Source organism: Christiangramia sp. LLG6405-1, assembly GCF_045055805.1.
Lineage (GTDB): Bacteria > Bacteroidota > Bacteroidia > Flavobacteriales > Flavobacteriaceae > Christiangramia.
In genome coordinates this window covers 902963-917403 of the sequence record NZ_CP159330.1, presented here as the reverse complement: position 1 = coordinate 917403, position 14441 = coordinate 902963, and the positions used below count along the sequence as shown (strand labels likewise).

Sequence of the window (14441 nt, the reverse complement as noted above, 5' to 3'; positions counted from 1 at the left end):
GAAAGCTTTTTCTTGATAAAAATCACATAAAAGTTATATTTGCCCTTGTTACCAAACAAACCGAACTAACCAAACATGAATATTAGACCATCTCTAAGCATTTTACTTTGCTTTTTAAGTACGCTGGTATTTTCACAAAATGAACTTTCAGGAAAGTTAACCGACCTTAACAATGACCCACTTGCATACGCGAACGTCATTCTTTTGAACGCCCAGGATTCAGTTTCTGTCGTCAAAGGAACGGTGAGTGAAGAGGATGGGAGCTTTTTGCTGAAGGATATCAAGGATGATAATTACGTACTAAAAATAACTTATGTAGGTTATGATGACCTGCTGAAGAAGATCAAAGTAAAAGGAGACACTAACCTTAAAACTTTGAAAGTTTCACCATCTTCGGGAGATCTTGATGAGGTAACTATTCAAGCTAGAAAACCAAGAATTAGCAGGGAAGTGGATCGTATCGTGTTTGATGTGGAGAATTCTACTTTATCCTCTGGAAATACCTGGGATATTCTAAAGAAATCACCGGGTGTGATTGATAACCAGGGACAATTGATGGTTCGAAACGCCGCAGTGCAGGTGTATTTGAATGATCGCAAGATCTATTTATCTGCTTCAGAATTGCAGACATTATTGGAATCTTATTCCGCAGAAAACATTAAATCTATTGAGATCATCACGAATCCTCCAGCAAAATACGATGCTGAAGGAGGAGCGATCCTTAATATCACAACCAGTAAAAGTATTACTCCGGGTTACAAGGGTAGCGTAGAAGGAACTTATACCCAGGCGATCTATTCAAAATACAAGATTGGGACCAGTCATTATTTCCAGGGTGATAAGGTGAATGTATTCGCGAATTACAATTTTAGTCCGCGTAAGGATTATAAGAACGATGATTCCTATATCAATTTTATTCAGGATGGGCAGCCCTTTTCCAGATGGGACACAGATTTTACAAGAGAAACTACAAGCCAGGCTCATAACGCCAACGCGATTATAGATTTCGAACTTTCAGAAAAGAGCAATCTTAACTTTTCTGTGAATGCTAATTTTTCACCAAACCGTGAATTCGATAACGACGTAACGACCGAGATGAGAAATGCTTCCGGAGGACTTGACTCCACTTTGGTCACAGACTCCGGCGTTTTTACAGATCAAAATAACGTTGCATTAAATCTTGATTATACCACCTCCTTTGAAAATGGTAGCGATCTTTCCTTAAAAGCCCATTATACAAGGTTTGACCAGGATCGTGAGCAAACTGTCTTTTCTCAATATTTCAATCCTCAGGGTCAGCGTCTCAATGCACTTGAATTTGAAACCGATGCCAGCCAGGAGATCGATATATACACTGCACAGGCAGATTATTCCACGACGATTGGGGAATCTGCTTTTGAAAGCGGACTCAAATATTCTGCTATTGAATCTGAAAGTGGGATCGAGTATATGAATGAGCGACGTTTGGAATCGCTGTATGATGAACTGGGAGATGTATTTTTATATGATGAAAATATTTATGCAGCTTATTTTTCTATAAGTCACGACTGGACGAAATGGAGTGGTAAATTAGGACTGCGCGGGGAATATACCGATAGAACAGGGGAGAGCATGAGTGTTGAAACTATCAATGATCGCGAATACTTTGAATTGTTTCCAACGGCATACCTGCAATATCGGGCTTCAGACAATCATAGTTTCACGTTGGATTATAGCCGAAGAATTCAACGACCACGATATGAAAGTCTGAATCCATTCCGATATTTCCTGAATGAGACAAATTTCAACGCTGGAAACCCAAATCTTATCGCGTCCATTAGTAATAATGTTACTCTAAGCTATACTCTTAACAACGCCTGGTTCTTTGATTTCTATTTTAAGGATCTTGGGGAAGCTCCGGAAGTCCTAGTATTTCAGGACAATCAAAACCTTACCATTCGTAATGTGAATCAGAATCTGCTGGATTCGAAATCCTACGGAATTGATATTTTTCATGGAACGTCTATCACAGATTTCTGGTATGCACAATTTTTTACTTCGCTATTCCGTATGGAAAATACGTTGCTTGCCCTGGAGAGTAATAATGCTGAAGTGACTATAGAAGCTGAAGGTGTTCAGGCATACGTCTATAATATCTTTACGTTGTCGAAGGATGGTACTTTCGAAGGAACTTTGTTTGCGCAATATCTTTCAGATTATCTATCTGGATCTTACAACCTGGAGCCAATGACGACTGTAAGTATTGGTTTAAGAAAGACGTTATGGGACAACCGGGCAGAGCTAAGTTTAAATGTGAACGATATATTTAATTCTACTAACACTCGCCTTACTTCAGAATATTTGAACCAGAGCAACAGTTTCTTTTCTTTTTCTGAAAACAGGAATGTCCAGATAGGGTTTAAATATAACTTCGGAAACTTTAGACTGAGTGACAATCAGCGTACGATCGATGAAGCTGAAAGAGAACGATTAAGACCATAATTTTTACTTCCGGTTTATTTCTTATTTTTGCAGCATAAAACTGAAAGGCTTTGGCTAAAATCGGAAATATAGATGTAGGAGACTTCCCTTTGCTGTTAGCACCGATGGAAGATGTGAGTGATCCACCATTTCGCGCATTATGCAAGGAGCAGGGCGCAGATTTGGTGTATACTGAATTTATTTCTTCTGAAGGACTTATTCGCGATGCCGCGAAAAGTACCATGAAACTTGATATTTACGAAAAAGAACGACCAGTTGGGATCCAGATATTCGGGGCTAACCTGGAGTCGATGTTACAGTCTGTCGAGATCGTTGAAAAATCTGGCCCGGATATTATAGATATTAACTTTGGATGCCCGGTGAAAAAGGTGGTTTCCAAAGGCGCTGGCGCAGGAATTCTGAAAGATGTGGATTTAATGGTTTCTTTAACCGAAGCAATGGTGAAACATACCAATTTACCTATCACGGTAAAGACCCGTTTAGGTTGGGATCATGACTCCATAAAAATCCTCGAAGTGGCTGAAAGATTACAGGATGTAGGCTGTCAGGCAATTTCTATTCATGGTCGAACCAGAGCTCAAATGTACAAGGGCGAAGCCGACTGGAAGCCAATTGCACAAGTAAAGAATAATCCTCGTATGCATATTCCTGTTTTTGGAAATGGTGATGTGGATTCTCCAGAGAAAGCCATGCTAATGCGTGATGAGTTTGGACTTGATGGGGCAATGATTGGTCGTGCAAGTATTGGCTATCCGTGGTTTTTTCGGGAAGTAAAGCATTATTTTGAGACCGGAAAACATATGGCACCCCCAACGCTGGAAGAGCGTGTGTACGCTGCCAGACGACATTTACAGATGTCTATAGACTGGAAAGGAGAGCGTCTGGGTGTGTTCGAAACACGTCGTCATTATACCAACTATTTTAAGGGAATTCCGCACTTTAAGGAGTATCGTATGAAAATGGTTACCAGTGATGATTCTGTAGACGTCTTTAGAGTTTTTGATGAGGTAGAGAAGGAGTTTGCAGGTTACGAATTCGCTTAATTATTTTAAAGCTTTTCTGGTAGTTCCTGCAGCGATATAGGACGCAATGAAACCAAGGGTAAAGATCGTAGCTACGACGATAATGACATTTTTCGCGCGCATTTGCACAGGATAGGGCAGGCTGGGAGTAATCATGACCAGGTCAAATTGCATTTGCAGAAGGATAAGGACAATGGCAAATCCAAGGCCTAAAAGTCCGCCCAAAACGGTCATCAACATCCCCTGGTAAAAAAAGATATTTCTTATTTGTCTAGTAGTAGCACCAAGACTGTGCAGAGTCTTCATATTTTCCCGTTTATCCAGGATCATAACGATAATAGAACCTACCACATTAAATAACGCGATCGTAAGTACCAGTGTGAAAATAAGGTAAACAAAGAGGTTTTCAGAATTTAGCATTTTGTTCAGCGCATCATTCAGTTCTTCACGGGTTTTGATCTGTACATTATCGCCCAGTACTGCAATAATCTCTTCTGAAATTCTGTCGAGATCTGCTTCCGAAGAAATTTTAAATTCCACGCCCGTTACTTCATCAGGCTGCATGCTTAGCAGATCACGGGCAAAATTGATATTGGTAAAAACATATTTTGAATCCAGTTCCTCATTAACGCTATAAACACCGCTAACTATGGTCTGCCGGGTGGAAAAAGCATTTTGGATATTGGTCATGGTTACCTGTCCTTTTCCTGGTTTGGGCACCATGATCTTCAGTAAATTCTGATAATTGAAAGTGCCAATATCAAGCAAACGGGAGAGTCCGTTTCCAATAACCACCTGCGGCTCGCTTTTAGTAAGCCAGGTGCCAAAAACAATAGCACTGTCGATCTGGTTGACCTGCTGATAATTCGCGTCCACACCTTTGATATAGGCAGGGTTTGACTTCTGTTTATAACTAAGAATGACACGTTCCTCGATAACCTGCGTAAGCTCTTCAATTCCTTCGATTTTCAATAACCTGTCTTCCTGCTCTTCAGATAACTGAATAATTTTTCCAGTATCTGGTAAAGCTTTAAGATCGGGATCGAATTCGTTCGAAAAGGAAAGACTGAAATCGCGTAATCCTGAGAATCCGCTTAATACGATAAATAATGAAAATGCTCCTGCAAATACTCCAATTGCAGCGATAATTGTAATAATATTGATCGCATTGCTCTTGCTCTTAGTGAACAGGTAGCGTTTGGCAATATAGAGTGGGAACTTCAACTTAAGATTTTTTCCTCTTATCTAAAAGATCTGGATTGGATACAGGATCCTCTTTTCCTTTGATGGATTTCTCAATTCCGTCGATATATTCCAGAGAATCGTCTACAAAGAAACTAAGATCGGGCATTTTTCTTAGTTGATGCCTGGTTCGCTGAGCCATTTCATGCTTAATCTTATACTTATTCTCATTGATTTCCTCAATGACTTCCTCCTGATGTTTAGAAGGGAAAATGCTAACATATGCTTTGGCGATCGAGAGATCTGTAGTTACCCGAACTTTTGAAACTGAGATCAAAATTCCTGTACGCCCGCTTTCTCTTAGTGAGTTTTGCAGAATATCGGCCAGGTCCTTCTGCAACAATCCACCTATCTTCTTCTGTCTGTTTGTTTCTTCCATGCTACAAAAGTAAAATTTTTAACTGTGATTCTTCTTCATTCGCATGAATTTGAATAGTCTAAGCTGAAATATAGATATTTGCATCGAAAAATATAAAATCATGAAAAAGATAGAACATATAGGTATTGCGGTAAAAGATCTGGAAGCTGCTAACAGAACCTACAAAGCGATCTTAGGAGCAGAGCATTATAAAACCGAAGAGGTAGATGGGGAAGGTGTAAATACTTCATTTTTTAAGATTGGTGATAGTAAGATAGAATTGCTTGCGGCAACCAGGGATGATAGTCCGATTGCAAAATTTTTGGAGAAGCGGGGAGAGGGGATACATCACATGGCCTTTCTGGTAGACGATATTGAAAAGGAGATAACCCGTTTAAAATCTGAAGGTTTCAGGTTAATAAATGAGATTCCAAAACAGGGTGCCGATAATAAAATAGTAGCATTTATGCATCCTAAAGATGGTAACGGAGTCCTGGTTGAGCTTTGCCAGGAAAAATAGAATTAATTTGTTTGGTGCGTAAGAGGCAATTATCTAAATTTGCGCTCGCGATACGAATACGTATCAGGTCCCATAGCTCAGTTGGTTAGAGCACCTGACTCATAATCAGGTGGTCCTTGGTTCGAGCCCAAGTGGGACCACTAGTAGATTAAAGCCTTGCAGAGATGCAGGGCTTTTTTTATAGAGTTCCGGGATTGGATTTTGGTAATTTACACTCAACTTTTAGAATATTTTACCAGGGTTTTGGTTTTTATTTTTGAAAAAAATCTGAAAGTGATGATATCTTAGCTTTCATAAACTTAGAAGAAATGGAAAATCCGACATTAAAACTCAATAACGGGAATGGCGAAATAGCCGAATATCATAGTGGTCAGAAGATTCTGGACGATCTTTACTTGAATATGGATAAGAAAGAGATCGATGAAAACATTCAAAACTTTCATATAGATTTTGAAGTAATTCCAAATCAGGTAGCCATAAACACTACGCAAAGAGATCATGTTGCTATTGTGTCTATAATAGTAAGCGAAGATCGAAAGTATCAATATGTGGTAGGTCCCGACCTTAATCTGGAGCAATTTGAAAAACTCGATCAAAGCCAGATGCCGGAAATGATCAAAGGACAGGTTAGAGAAGCCTTTCAGTTGATTCAGTCCAAATAGTTGCCTTTACATATTTTTAAATAATAAATCCTGCATCCAATCGTGCAGGATTTTTTTAATCAGGTGCTTTTCTATTTTGTTTTGGATCAATTAAGTATTTTAATAACATAGAATACTTCAGATTCTTCCAAACTTTAGTTGCTAAACCTTGTACTGTATTGACTCGATTTCTCCTTCATTCTGAAATTACTTCAGAAGATAAAATTTCCACTTAACTGACGCTTGTCATATTTCCTTCTTGAACCTGTTCATAGTTTTGAATTCAAAATTTTACTATGACTCATTCAGCCTTAGTTCAGAAGTATAATATCCAGGGTCCCAGGTATACCAGTTATCCAACTGTGCCTTATTGGGATCAGGACAGCTTTTCAGGAAATGCCTGGACATCCTCGCTTATTCAAAGTTTTAAAGAATCAAATTCCTCTGAAGGTATAAGCCTCTATATACATCTACCTTTCTGTGAAAGTCTTTGCACCTTTTGCGGTTGTAACAAAAGAATTACAAAAAACCACGGAATGGAGGTTCCCTATATCAATTCGGTTCTAAAAGAATGGGAGATGTACTGTACTTTATTTCCGGAAAAACCGGTCATCAAGGAACTGCACCTGGGAGGAGGCACTCCTACTTTCTTTTCTGCTGAAAACCTGGGTTATCTACTGGAAGGAATATTCAAACGCGCTAAAAGATCTCAAGCTGCCGAATTTAGTTTTGAAGGGCATCCCAATAATACCAGCAGGGAACACCTCGAGCTGTTTGCAAAGTTTGGATTTAACCGGGTAAGCTATGGAGTTCAGGATTATAACCCAGAAGTTCAGAAAGCTATTCATAGAGTTCAGTCGTTTGAAAATGTCCTCCTCGCAACCCAAAACGCGAGGGAAGCTGGCTTTACTTCAGTAGGTCATGATATCATATTTGGATTGCCATTTCAGACCAGAAATGATATCATTTATACCATGCAACGCACTCTGGAGCTTATGCCAGACAGGATCGCTTTTTATAGTTATGCGCATATTCCGTGGATCAAAGGTAGCGGGCAGAGAGGTTTTAATGAGAAGGATCTGCCCACCGCTGCTGAAAAACGCGTGCAGTATGAAACTGGTAAACAAATCTTACTGGATGCCGGTTATGTAGAAATTGGGATGGATCACTTTGCTTTAAGAACTGATACTCTCAGTATGGCATTAGATAATAAAACGCTGCATAGAAATTTTATGGGCTACACAGCTTCTAAAACTCAGGCTATGTTAGGGCTTGGTGTTTCTGCGATTAGTGATAGCTGGTATGGTTTCGCGCAGAATGTTAAGGGTGTGGAAGAATATCAAAATCTGGTGAATAATGGGATGCTACCCTTATTAAGGGGACATATTCTAAATGAAGAAGATCTGATTATTAGAAAACATGTTCTCAATTTAATGTGTAAGCTGAAAACTTCCTGGTATACGACAGATCAAACTTTCCAGGAATTGCCCGATGTGCTTATTAGTTTGCAGGAGATGGCAGATGACGGACTCATTGAAAGAGATTCAAATTATATCATTGTTACCGAGAAAGGAAGGCCATTCGTAAGAAATGTATGTATGGCATTTGATCTTAGATTGAACAGGAATAAACCTGATTCACAATTATTTTCAATGACGATTTAATTAGTAAGTGATACTTTTTAGTCCAGGATTCAACAGTTTCTATAATAAGTTTACTAAAAAGAAAGAATTGATCGATCTCTGAATCACATTAGAAACTAATGCAATACAAAAGCCATGAGTATACATATAGAAGCGAAAAAAGGTGATATAGCCGAAACGGTTTTACTTCCCGGGGATCCTTTGCGGGCAAAGTGGATCGCTGAAACCTTTCTCGAAGATAGTTTTTGCTATAATAATATTCGGGGGATGCTGGGCTTTACCGGAACTTACCGGGGAAAAAGGGTGTCGGTACAGGGAACGGGAATGGGCATTCCATCTACGCTCATTTATTGTCACGAATTGCTGAAGACCTATAAAGTTCAAAACCTTATCAGGGTTGGGAGCGCCGGTGCCTTCCAGCCAGAGCTAAAATTGATGGATATTGTGATCGCCATGTCGGCTTCTACAAATTCTTCCTTGAACAGAGCTGTATTTGGTAATGCCGACTTTGCTCCAACCGCCAATATCGACCTTTTACTAAAGGCCATAAATTTCGCTGAGAAAAACACTATTCCATTTCATGCCGGTAACGTTCTGTCATCCGACTTCTTTTATGATGAGAAGGTTGATTATTTTAAACAGTGGGCTAAATATGGAGTGCTTTGTGCTGAAATGGAAACGGCGGCAATCTACACGCTGGCTGCCAAATTTGGAGTAAAGGCATTATCTATTTTAACGATTTCTGATTCACTGTTAACTACTGAAGAGATTTCCGCAGAAATGAGAGAGCAGAAACTCAACGAAATGGTGGAAATAGCACTGAATTCTTTCTAGTATCACATTTTCAGAATAAAAAAGGGAGCTAACAATTTATAGCTCCCTTGTTCATTTTCAGATCTTAAAGGTGATTACTGGAACATCAGCATGATTTGCTACATCTTCTCCCACACTGCCATAGAAGAAATGACCCAGGCCTTTTCTACCATGCGTGGAAATAGCGATAGCATCTATTTTCGCCTCTTCACAATAATTGAACACACCTCTTTCAGCGGTATAATCAGCATAAAATACTACGTGTTTGTCGAAGTCTGTGGGATCTATCCCTGCGGTACTCATAAAATTATGCGCATTGCGTTTTATTTCGGCCGTGCTCATAAATTTTTCAGGAATATTGATATATAGCAACTTTGGCTCAACGTCAAAATAACTAAAAAACTTTCTGGCCTTTTTAAAAGAGTCCTGATTGCTATTATGAAAATCGGTTACGAACACCGCTTTATCAATATGGAAGTCTGGACTTCTTTCCTTGATAACGAGTACGGGAATATCTGCTGTACGTACCACCTTTTCGGTATTGGAACCTATAAAAACTTCTTTTACTCCCGTCGCTCCATGGGATCCCATCACGATCAAATCGCTGTCATGTTCTGCAGCGATGGTATTGATTTCAGAGAAAATTCGATAAGGCTTCATGACTTCCGCTACTTCAATCCCTTTTAGATATTCCTTTTTCCGAAGTTCTTTAAAATGCTGTTCTGCGATCTTGATATAATACATCACGTTAAATACTTCCTGCTGCTGGTCTTTGGTAAGGTAAGAGTTGGCTATTCCCAGCATATGTACGAGAATGATTCGGGAACCATGCTTCTTTGCGATGCCGGCGGCCACCTCGAGAGCGTTTTCAGAATATTTCGAAAAGTCAACTGGTACGAATATAGTTTTCATGATACTTAGTTTTTAATTAGACAATTTGTATTACGGCATTTCTCTTTTCAAGTTGTGTGATCAACTCGTTCAAAGCCATCTTTAGTGCGTTTTCAAAATATTCCCTGCCAGCACTGGCAGGAATCCTGAAGCCCGGAATTGCGCATTGTAACTCACAAAATTTAGCTCTTCCCTGCCTTGTGTTTTCAAGATTAAAATAAACATGCAAATTCTGTATGGTATCATATCTTCAACCAAGCAGATTTAATTTCCTTTGCGTAAAGTTGCTCAGTACCGGACTTTTTGGGAATTTATAAATGGTGTATCTGGTTGAGCATCACATCATAATTTCTGGTTCATACGTAAAGCTAAAAGATACACACATGAAAAAATATGACAGAAATCATGAATAGATTAATCTATTCTCAAACATTTTAGATAAATATTAAGAATCATTACCTCTAATTATCTGTAAATTAAAGAGAAAACGATGAAAATTACAGGCATCACTTTTTTGATCATTACCAGTGTGATCTTATTGCTTCTCACCATACTGGCTTCTACAGGAATTAGTTTTGCACCGGTTTTTTATCTTATGATCGCAGGTCAGGCTCTTTTTCTCCTAACGGTTTATAAAGTCCTTTCCGATGATTATAAGACCAGCAAAACATTTAAAGATGGGTATGAGGATCATACTCCGGGTTTAGACGAATAAGGTTTTCAACTTTATTGGGATCATCAAAAAGATTTTAACTTAGTGATCTTAAACGAAACCCATTTTGCAGGAAAATTTTTTCGACAACAAGAACATTCTTAATTTACTGTTCCAGGCCGCTTCGGAAGGTATTATCGTAGTAAATTCCAGTCAGATCGTTGTGGCAGCTAATCTTGCTGCTGAAGAAATGTTTGGTTACCAGCAAGGCGAACTATTGAATCAACATCTCGATCGTCTTGTACCCAAAGATTATCACCATATACATCATAAGCATGTCGACCAGTTCATCGATAAGAGTGAAAAGCGCCAGATGGGACATGGTCGGGATCTTTATGGAGTTAAAAAGGATGGTTCACTATTTCCTGTGGAAGCTGGTCTAAATCCATTCGAGATCGAGGGTGAAAGGTATGTGATGTCGCTAATCATAGATATCACGATCCGTAAGGAGACTCAGAGACAAATTAGAGAGCTAAATACTGAACTTGAAGAGAAAATTGAAGTCAGAACCCGGGAACTAAGTGATAGCGTAGAAGATCTTAAAAACCTGAACGTCGAACTGGGAGAAGAAATTAATCGCAGAAAAGAAGCCGAAGAAAAGATCAAAGATGCTCTACATAAAGAAAAAGAGCTTAATGAACTAAAAACAAAGTTCCTGTCCCTGGTATCTCACGAATTCAAAACTCCTTTAAGCGGAATCCTTACTTCTGCAACTCTTGCTGAAAAATATACCAAAGAAGAACAACAGCCCAAGCGCGAGAAGCATCTCGTGACCATTAGAAATAAGGTTCATTATCTCAACAATATTTTGAATGATTTTCTTTCCATTGAACGTCTGGATAGTGGAAGAGGACAGTACAAATATTCAAAATTCGGATTAAAGCGACTTATCAACGAAGTCATTTACAATGCGAATATTACCCTTAAAGATGGTCAGGAGATCTCTTACCCAAAAGATATAGAGGATGTAGAGTTTTTTATGGATGAAAAGATCCTTGAATTGATCCTTTCCAATTTATTAGGGAACGCGATCAAATATTCTCCGGAAAATACTTCCATTAAATTCATGGTCGATTTCCATGATGATCTAATCGTTTTCAAAATTAAAGATCAGGGTAGAGGGATTCCGAAGAAAGATCAAAAACATATTTTTGAACGATATTTTAGAGCTGAAAATGCTTTGCTGGACCAGGGGACAGGAATTGGGTTGAACATTGCGAAAACTCATCTTGAGAATCTTGGAGGAACGATCCAGTTTGAAAGTGAAGAAAATAAAGGGACCACCTTTACCATAGAAGTTCCTATGGATAAGTCCTAACCCGATAAAATTTTAAGCCGACTTATGAAAAAATTGTTGCTAATAGAAGATGATGTCACTGTACGGGAAAATACGGCAGAATTGCTTGAACTTTCCAACTACAATGTGATCACTGCATCTAATGGAAAACTTGGAATCGAGACCGCAAAGCAGGAAATTCCTGATATCATTATTTGTGATATCATGATGCCAGAGATCGACGGCTATGGAGTTTTAGAAGCTCTCAGTAAAAATCCTTCAACTTTAAACATTCCATTTATATTTCTTTCAGCAAAAACCGAACATAAGGATATTCGCAAAGGAATGGACCTGGGCGCAGATGATTATTTGACCAAACCTTTTGAAGAAGAAGAGTTGTTAAGTGCTATTGAAAGCAGGCTGGCAAAAGTGGCTATTCTAAAATCCTATATCAAAGAGGAAACGCCTGAGGATGAAGAGAAGCTGAAGGACCTGAACGATCTTAGGGAACTATTCTCGAAACAGGAACTTCAGTATTTTAAAAAGGGAGAAACTATTTATGAGAAAGATAAACACGCGAATTATTTCTATCTCGTTAAACGTGGGATCGTAAAGGCTCATCGTCTGGATAACCAGGGAAAAGAGCTGATCACCGAGCTGTATAAGGAAGATGATTTTTTCGGAAACCACGCAAATGATCCTCAGTCATCCTATGAAGATTATGCCACCGCTATGGAAGAGACTCAGTTGTATACGGTTTCGAGAGAGGAATTTCAAAAGATCCTCGCTGGAAACCCCAGGATCACGATGCAACTTGTTGAGGTTTTGAACAACAACCTGTCTGAGCTAAAAAAGCAATTAATGGATATGGCCTACGGCTCAGTAAGAAAGAAAACGGCCAACACTATTCTTTTATTTGCTGAAAGGATCGAAAAACATCCGCTAAAAAGTATCAGGATTTCAAGAGCAGACCTGGCTGGAGTTGCTGGAATGGCTCCGGAAAGTTTAATAAGAACACTTTCAGAATTTAAAAAAGAAGGACTTATTGAGATCGAGGGTCGGAATATAAAACTACTGGATTCCCAGGCCTTGAAAATGGTGAAATAATCACTAGCTCAATAAATTTGTAAGAACTGATTTTCATCATTTTTTTGCAGAAAGACTTCACCTAATTTCGCTGTATTAAGTGAAGATAGATGAATGTTCTAATACTAACCGATTTTTCAGAAACCTCGACCAATGCAGGTAAATATGCGGTAGATTTCCTTCAGGATAAGGAGGTGAATTTTCATATTCTGAATATTCACAATTTCAATTTTGAAAGATCTGCCAGTAAAGGCCTTGAAAAGGAACTGGTTTCTACGCTCGATGCGCTACAAAACACTGTAAATTTTCTTGGCGCGTATTCTAAACCAAAACTGCATAAATTCGATCTTATTCTGTCTTCAGAAAACCTTATTAGTGCGATAAGAAAAGCGCTCATAGAAAAAAAGATCGACTTAATTTTTATAGGCGCAGTAAGCCAGAATGAGCATGCCCATCCAATCCTTGGAGATCATGCTTATGAGGTAGTTAGAAAGATCAAGTGCAATATTATTGCCGTACCTGGAGGATGTACTTATGAGAAACCTGAAAAGACGGTTTTTCCAGTAGATCCCGCTGTTTTAGCAGTTCAGGAACAGAAAAATATTCTAGACAAACTTCAATTCTTACAATCGTCTCAATTTACACTACTTGAAATCAAAGATGGGGATGTAAAATATCCAAATCAGGATAACAGGAATATTCCGTTTGAAACACCCGTACCATTCACCAGGGATCTATTCAGAGAAATTCAGAGACAGTTTCATATCATATTCGTAGTTGGAAAAAACCTAAGTATTTGTGATAGATTGCTTCATTCAAGGCATGGATTTTCCGCAGAGATGAATGTAGAGATACCAATTTTCGTATACCACGGTTAATATTTCTGAATCTCATTTTAGTCAACCTCATACGGGCAATTACTGCCGTTTTCCATTTAAATATGAAGTGTAGCCGATAGATCAAGCATTGACTGAATAATTCAGCTTGAAAATAAGAAGTACGGCTATTTAATTTTTGATTGCCTGCTCTGGTAGATCCTAAGAAAGAGGTGGGTGGACATTTTGCGGGCATTGTTCTTAAGACGGGATGCCATTTCTCCTTTAAAAAGCTCATCTATAGTTTGGAACCAGAGGTTGAGCCAGATACCAAAGTGATATTCGGTAATGGTATTTTGATGTGCCCTGTCAACTTCTACGTGGGCGATGGCAGGATTTCCTTGAAAACTACCGGTGAAAAAGAGGTTACTTTCCCAAAAATCGGTGATCTTTTCCAGGTGCGAATCCCAATCCTGAATGGTCGTATTGAAAAAGTAACCTATTTCCTCGTTCTCTCGAACTTTGCTGTAAAATTCCAGTACCAGTTTATGAATATCCTTTCGATCCTTTACATCTTTCATCATCTACTGAAAGATATTGATAAGAATAAAGGTAGTACTCATTAATATGCTAATAATTAAAGAATTGAAAACAAACTTTGCTTTTAATTGCGCCAGGACTGAAGCATTGTACCACATACAGGCCACTACGATCATTCCAAGCTGGATCATATCTGCCAGTCCGTGACCATTCATTAGTATAAGCATGGCTGCAATAGATCCAAGACAACTTGAAACTATGATTCCTGTAGATGCTCCTGCATAAAAATCTCTTGTAAATTCTGAAAGTTGTTTTTGATAAAAAGTCATGATTTCTAGTTTTAATGATGGTATAAAAATAGGATTGGGCATACTTTTAAAATATGACCGCAGTCATGAAAC

The 14441-nt window shown here is 38.7% G+C and carries 15 protein-coding genes and 1 tRNA gene; 11 read left to right on the top strand and 5 right to left on the bottom strand.

Going from position 1 to position 14441, the window contains the following annotated elements:
- Positions 1–75 precede the first annotated feature (75 nt).
- Both ABVM50_RS04275 and dusB read left to right on the top strand, forming a co-directional pair.
- Positions 76–2481, top strand: coding sequence for an outer membrane beta-barrel protein (locus ABVM50_RS04275; protein ID WP_405200117.1), 2406 nt, complete (start codon positions 76–78; stop codon positions 2479–2481).
- 50 nt (positions 2482–2531) lie between these two features.
- Positions 2532–3524, top strand: coding sequence for a tRNA dihydrouridine synthase DusB (dusB, locus tag ABVM50_RS04270; RefSeq protein ID WP_405200116.1), 993 nt, complete (start codon positions 2532–2534; stop codon positions 3522–3524).
- On the opposite strand, the gene ABVM50_RS04265 is transcribed toward dusB, so the two are convergent.
- Both ABVM50_RS04265 and rbfA read right to left on the bottom strand, forming a co-directional pair.
- Positions 3525–4727: an ABC transporter permease gene (locus tag ABVM50_RS04265; RefSeq protein ID WP_405200115.1), complete on the bottom strand. Its 1203-nt coding sequence runs from the start codon at positions 4725–4727 to the stop codon at positions 3525–3527.
- Between the two features lies 1 nt (position 4728).
- Positions 4729–5124, bottom strand: coding sequence for a 30S ribosome-binding factor RbfA (rbfA, locus tag ABVM50_RS04260; protein ID WP_141876398.1), 396 nt, complete (start codon positions 5122–5124; stop codon positions 4729–4731).
- A gap of 100 nt (positions 5125–5224) precedes the next feature.
- Between rbfA and mce the strand changes: the two genes are divergently transcribed.
- From mce to deoD, 5 genes are all read left to right on the top strand, one after another.
- Positions 5225–5623 carry a methylmalonyl-CoA epimerase gene (gene mce / locus ABVM50_RS04255; RefSeq protein ID WP_405200114.1) on the top strand — a complete coding sequence of 133 codons (399 nt, stop codon included), beginning with the start codon at positions 5225–5227 and terminating at the stop codon, positions 5621–5623.
- A gap of 66 nt (positions 5624–5689) precedes the next feature.
- Positions 5690–5763, top strand: a tRNA-Ile gene (locus ABVM50_RS04250).
- Between the two features lie 168 nt (positions 5764–5931).
- Positions 5932–6285: a hypothetical protein gene (locus ABVM50_RS04245; protein ID WP_405200113.1), complete on the top strand. Its 354-nt coding sequence runs from the start codon at positions 5932–5934 to the stop codon at positions 6283–6285.
- Between the two features lie 275 nt (positions 6286–6560).
- Complete coding sequence (gene hemN, locus ABVM50_RS04240) at positions 6561–7928, top strand: oxygen-independent coproporphyrinogen III oxidase (protein WP_405200112.1); 1368 nt, start codon at positions 6561–6563, stop codon at positions 7926–7928.
- Positions 7929–8042: 114 nt separating this feature from the next.
- Positions 8043–8741, top strand: a complete 699-nt coding sequence (gene deoD, locus ABVM50_RS04235) for a purine-nucleoside phosphorylase (RefSeq protein ID WP_405200111.1) — start codon at positions 8043–8045, stop codon at positions 8739–8741.
- A gap of 57 nt (positions 8742–8798) precedes the next feature.
- Here deoD and ABVM50_RS04230 read toward each other — a convergent pair whose 3' ends face one another.
- Positions 8799–9632 carry a universal stress protein gene (locus ABVM50_RS04230; RefSeq protein ID WP_405200110.1) on the bottom strand — a complete coding sequence of 278 codons (834 nt, stop codon included), beginning with the start codon at positions 9630–9632 and terminating at the stop codon, positions 8799–8801.
- A 469-nt stretch (positions 9633–10101) separates the two neighbouring features.
- Here ABVM50_RS04230 and ABVM50_RS04225 point away from each other — a divergent pair, with 469 nt between their 5' ends.
- The 4 genes from ABVM50_RS04225 (at position 10102) to ABVM50_RS04210 (ending at position 13563) form a co-directional block, all read left to right on the top strand.
- Positions 10102–10326, top strand: a complete 225-nt coding sequence (locus ABVM50_RS04225; protein WP_405200109.1) for a hypothetical protein — start codon at positions 10102–10104, stop codon at positions 10324–10326.
- Between the two features lie 64 nt (positions 10327–10390).
- On the top strand, positions 10391–11641 hold the full coding sequence (locus ABVM50_RS04220; RefSeq protein ID WP_405200108.1) for an ATP-binding protein: 1251 nt from the start codon (positions 10391–10393) through the stop codon (positions 11639–11641).
- 24 nt (positions 11642–11665) lie between these two features.
- Complete coding sequence (locus tag ABVM50_RS04215; RefSeq protein ID WP_141876352.1) at positions 11666–12706, top strand: response regulator; 1041 nt, start codon at positions 11666–11668, stop codon at positions 12704–12706.
- An 89-nt stretch (positions 12707–12795) separates the two neighbouring features.
- Positions 12796–13563 carry a universal stress protein gene (locus tag ABVM50_RS04210; RefSeq protein WP_405200107.1) on the top strand — a complete coding sequence of 256 codons (768 nt, stop codon included), beginning with the start codon at positions 12796–12798 and terminating at the stop codon, positions 13561–13563.
- Positions 13564–13688: 125 nt separating this feature from the next.
- On the opposite strand, the gene ABVM50_RS04205 is transcribed toward ABVM50_RS04210, so the two are convergent.
- Entirely contained in the window at positions 13689–14084 is a 396-nt protein-coding gene (locus ABVM50_RS04205; protein WP_405200106.1) for a group III truncated hemoglobin, read from the bottom strand.
- Positions 14085–14369 carry a hypothetical protein gene (locus ABVM50_RS04200; RefSeq protein WP_026913718.1) on the bottom strand — a complete coding sequence of 95 codons (285 nt, stop codon included), beginning with the start codon at positions 14367–14369 and terminating at the stop codon, positions 14085–14087.
- Positions 14370–14441: the final 72 nt, after the last annotated feature.

What these genes read in the sequence shown, in the direction of transcription:
- ABVM50_RS04230 (WP_405200110.1), bottom strand. Translation starts at nt 9,632, where the DNA reads ATGAAAACTATATTCGTACCAGTTGACTTTTCGAAATATTCTGAAAAC.
- ABVM50_RS04210 (WP_405200107.1), top strand. Translation starts at nt 12,796, where the DNA reads ATGAATGTTCTAATACTAACCGATTTTTCAGAAACCTCGACCAATGCA.
- hemN (WP_405200112.1), top strand. Translation starts at nt 6,561, where the DNA reads ATGACTCATTCAGCCTTAGTTCAGAAGTATAATATCCAGGGTCCCAGG.
- deoD (WP_405200111.1), top strand. Translation starts at nt 8,043, where the DNA reads ATGAGTATACATATAGAAGCGAAAAAAGGTGATATAGCCGAAACGGTT.
- mce (WP_405200114.1), top strand. Translation starts at nt 5,225, where the DNA reads ATGAAAAAGATAGAACATATAGGTATTGCGGTAAAAGATCTGGAAGCT.
- ABVM50_RS04225 (WP_405200109.1), top strand. Translation starts at nt 10,102, where the DNA reads ATGAAAATTACAGGCATCACTTTTTTGATCATTACCAGTGTGATCTTA.
- rbfA (WP_141876398.1), bottom strand. Translation starts at nt 5,124, where the DNA reads ATGGAAGAAACAAACAGACAGAAGAAGATAGGTGGATTGTTGCAGAAG.
- ABVM50_RS04245 (WP_405200113.1), top strand. Translation starts at nt 5,932, where the DNA reads ATGGAAAATCCGACATTAAAACTCAATAACGGGAATGGCGAAATAGCC.
- ABVM50_RS04275 (WP_405200117.1), top strand. Translation starts at nt 76, where the DNA reads ATGAATATTAGACCATCTCTAAGCATTTTACTTTGCTTTTTAAGTACG.
- ABVM50_RS04200 (WP_026913718.1), bottom strand. Translation starts at nt 14,369, where the DNA reads ATGACTTTTTATCAAAAACAACTTTCAGAATTTACAAGAGATTTTTAT.
- ABVM50_RS04205 (WP_405200106.1), bottom strand. Translation starts at nt 14,084, where the DNA reads ATGATGAAAGATGTAAAGGATCGAAAGGATATTCATAAACTGGTACTG.
- ABVM50_RS04215 (WP_141876352.1), top strand. Translation starts at nt 11,666, where the DNA reads ATGAAAAAATTGTTGCTAATAGAAGATGATGTCACTGTACGGGAAAAT.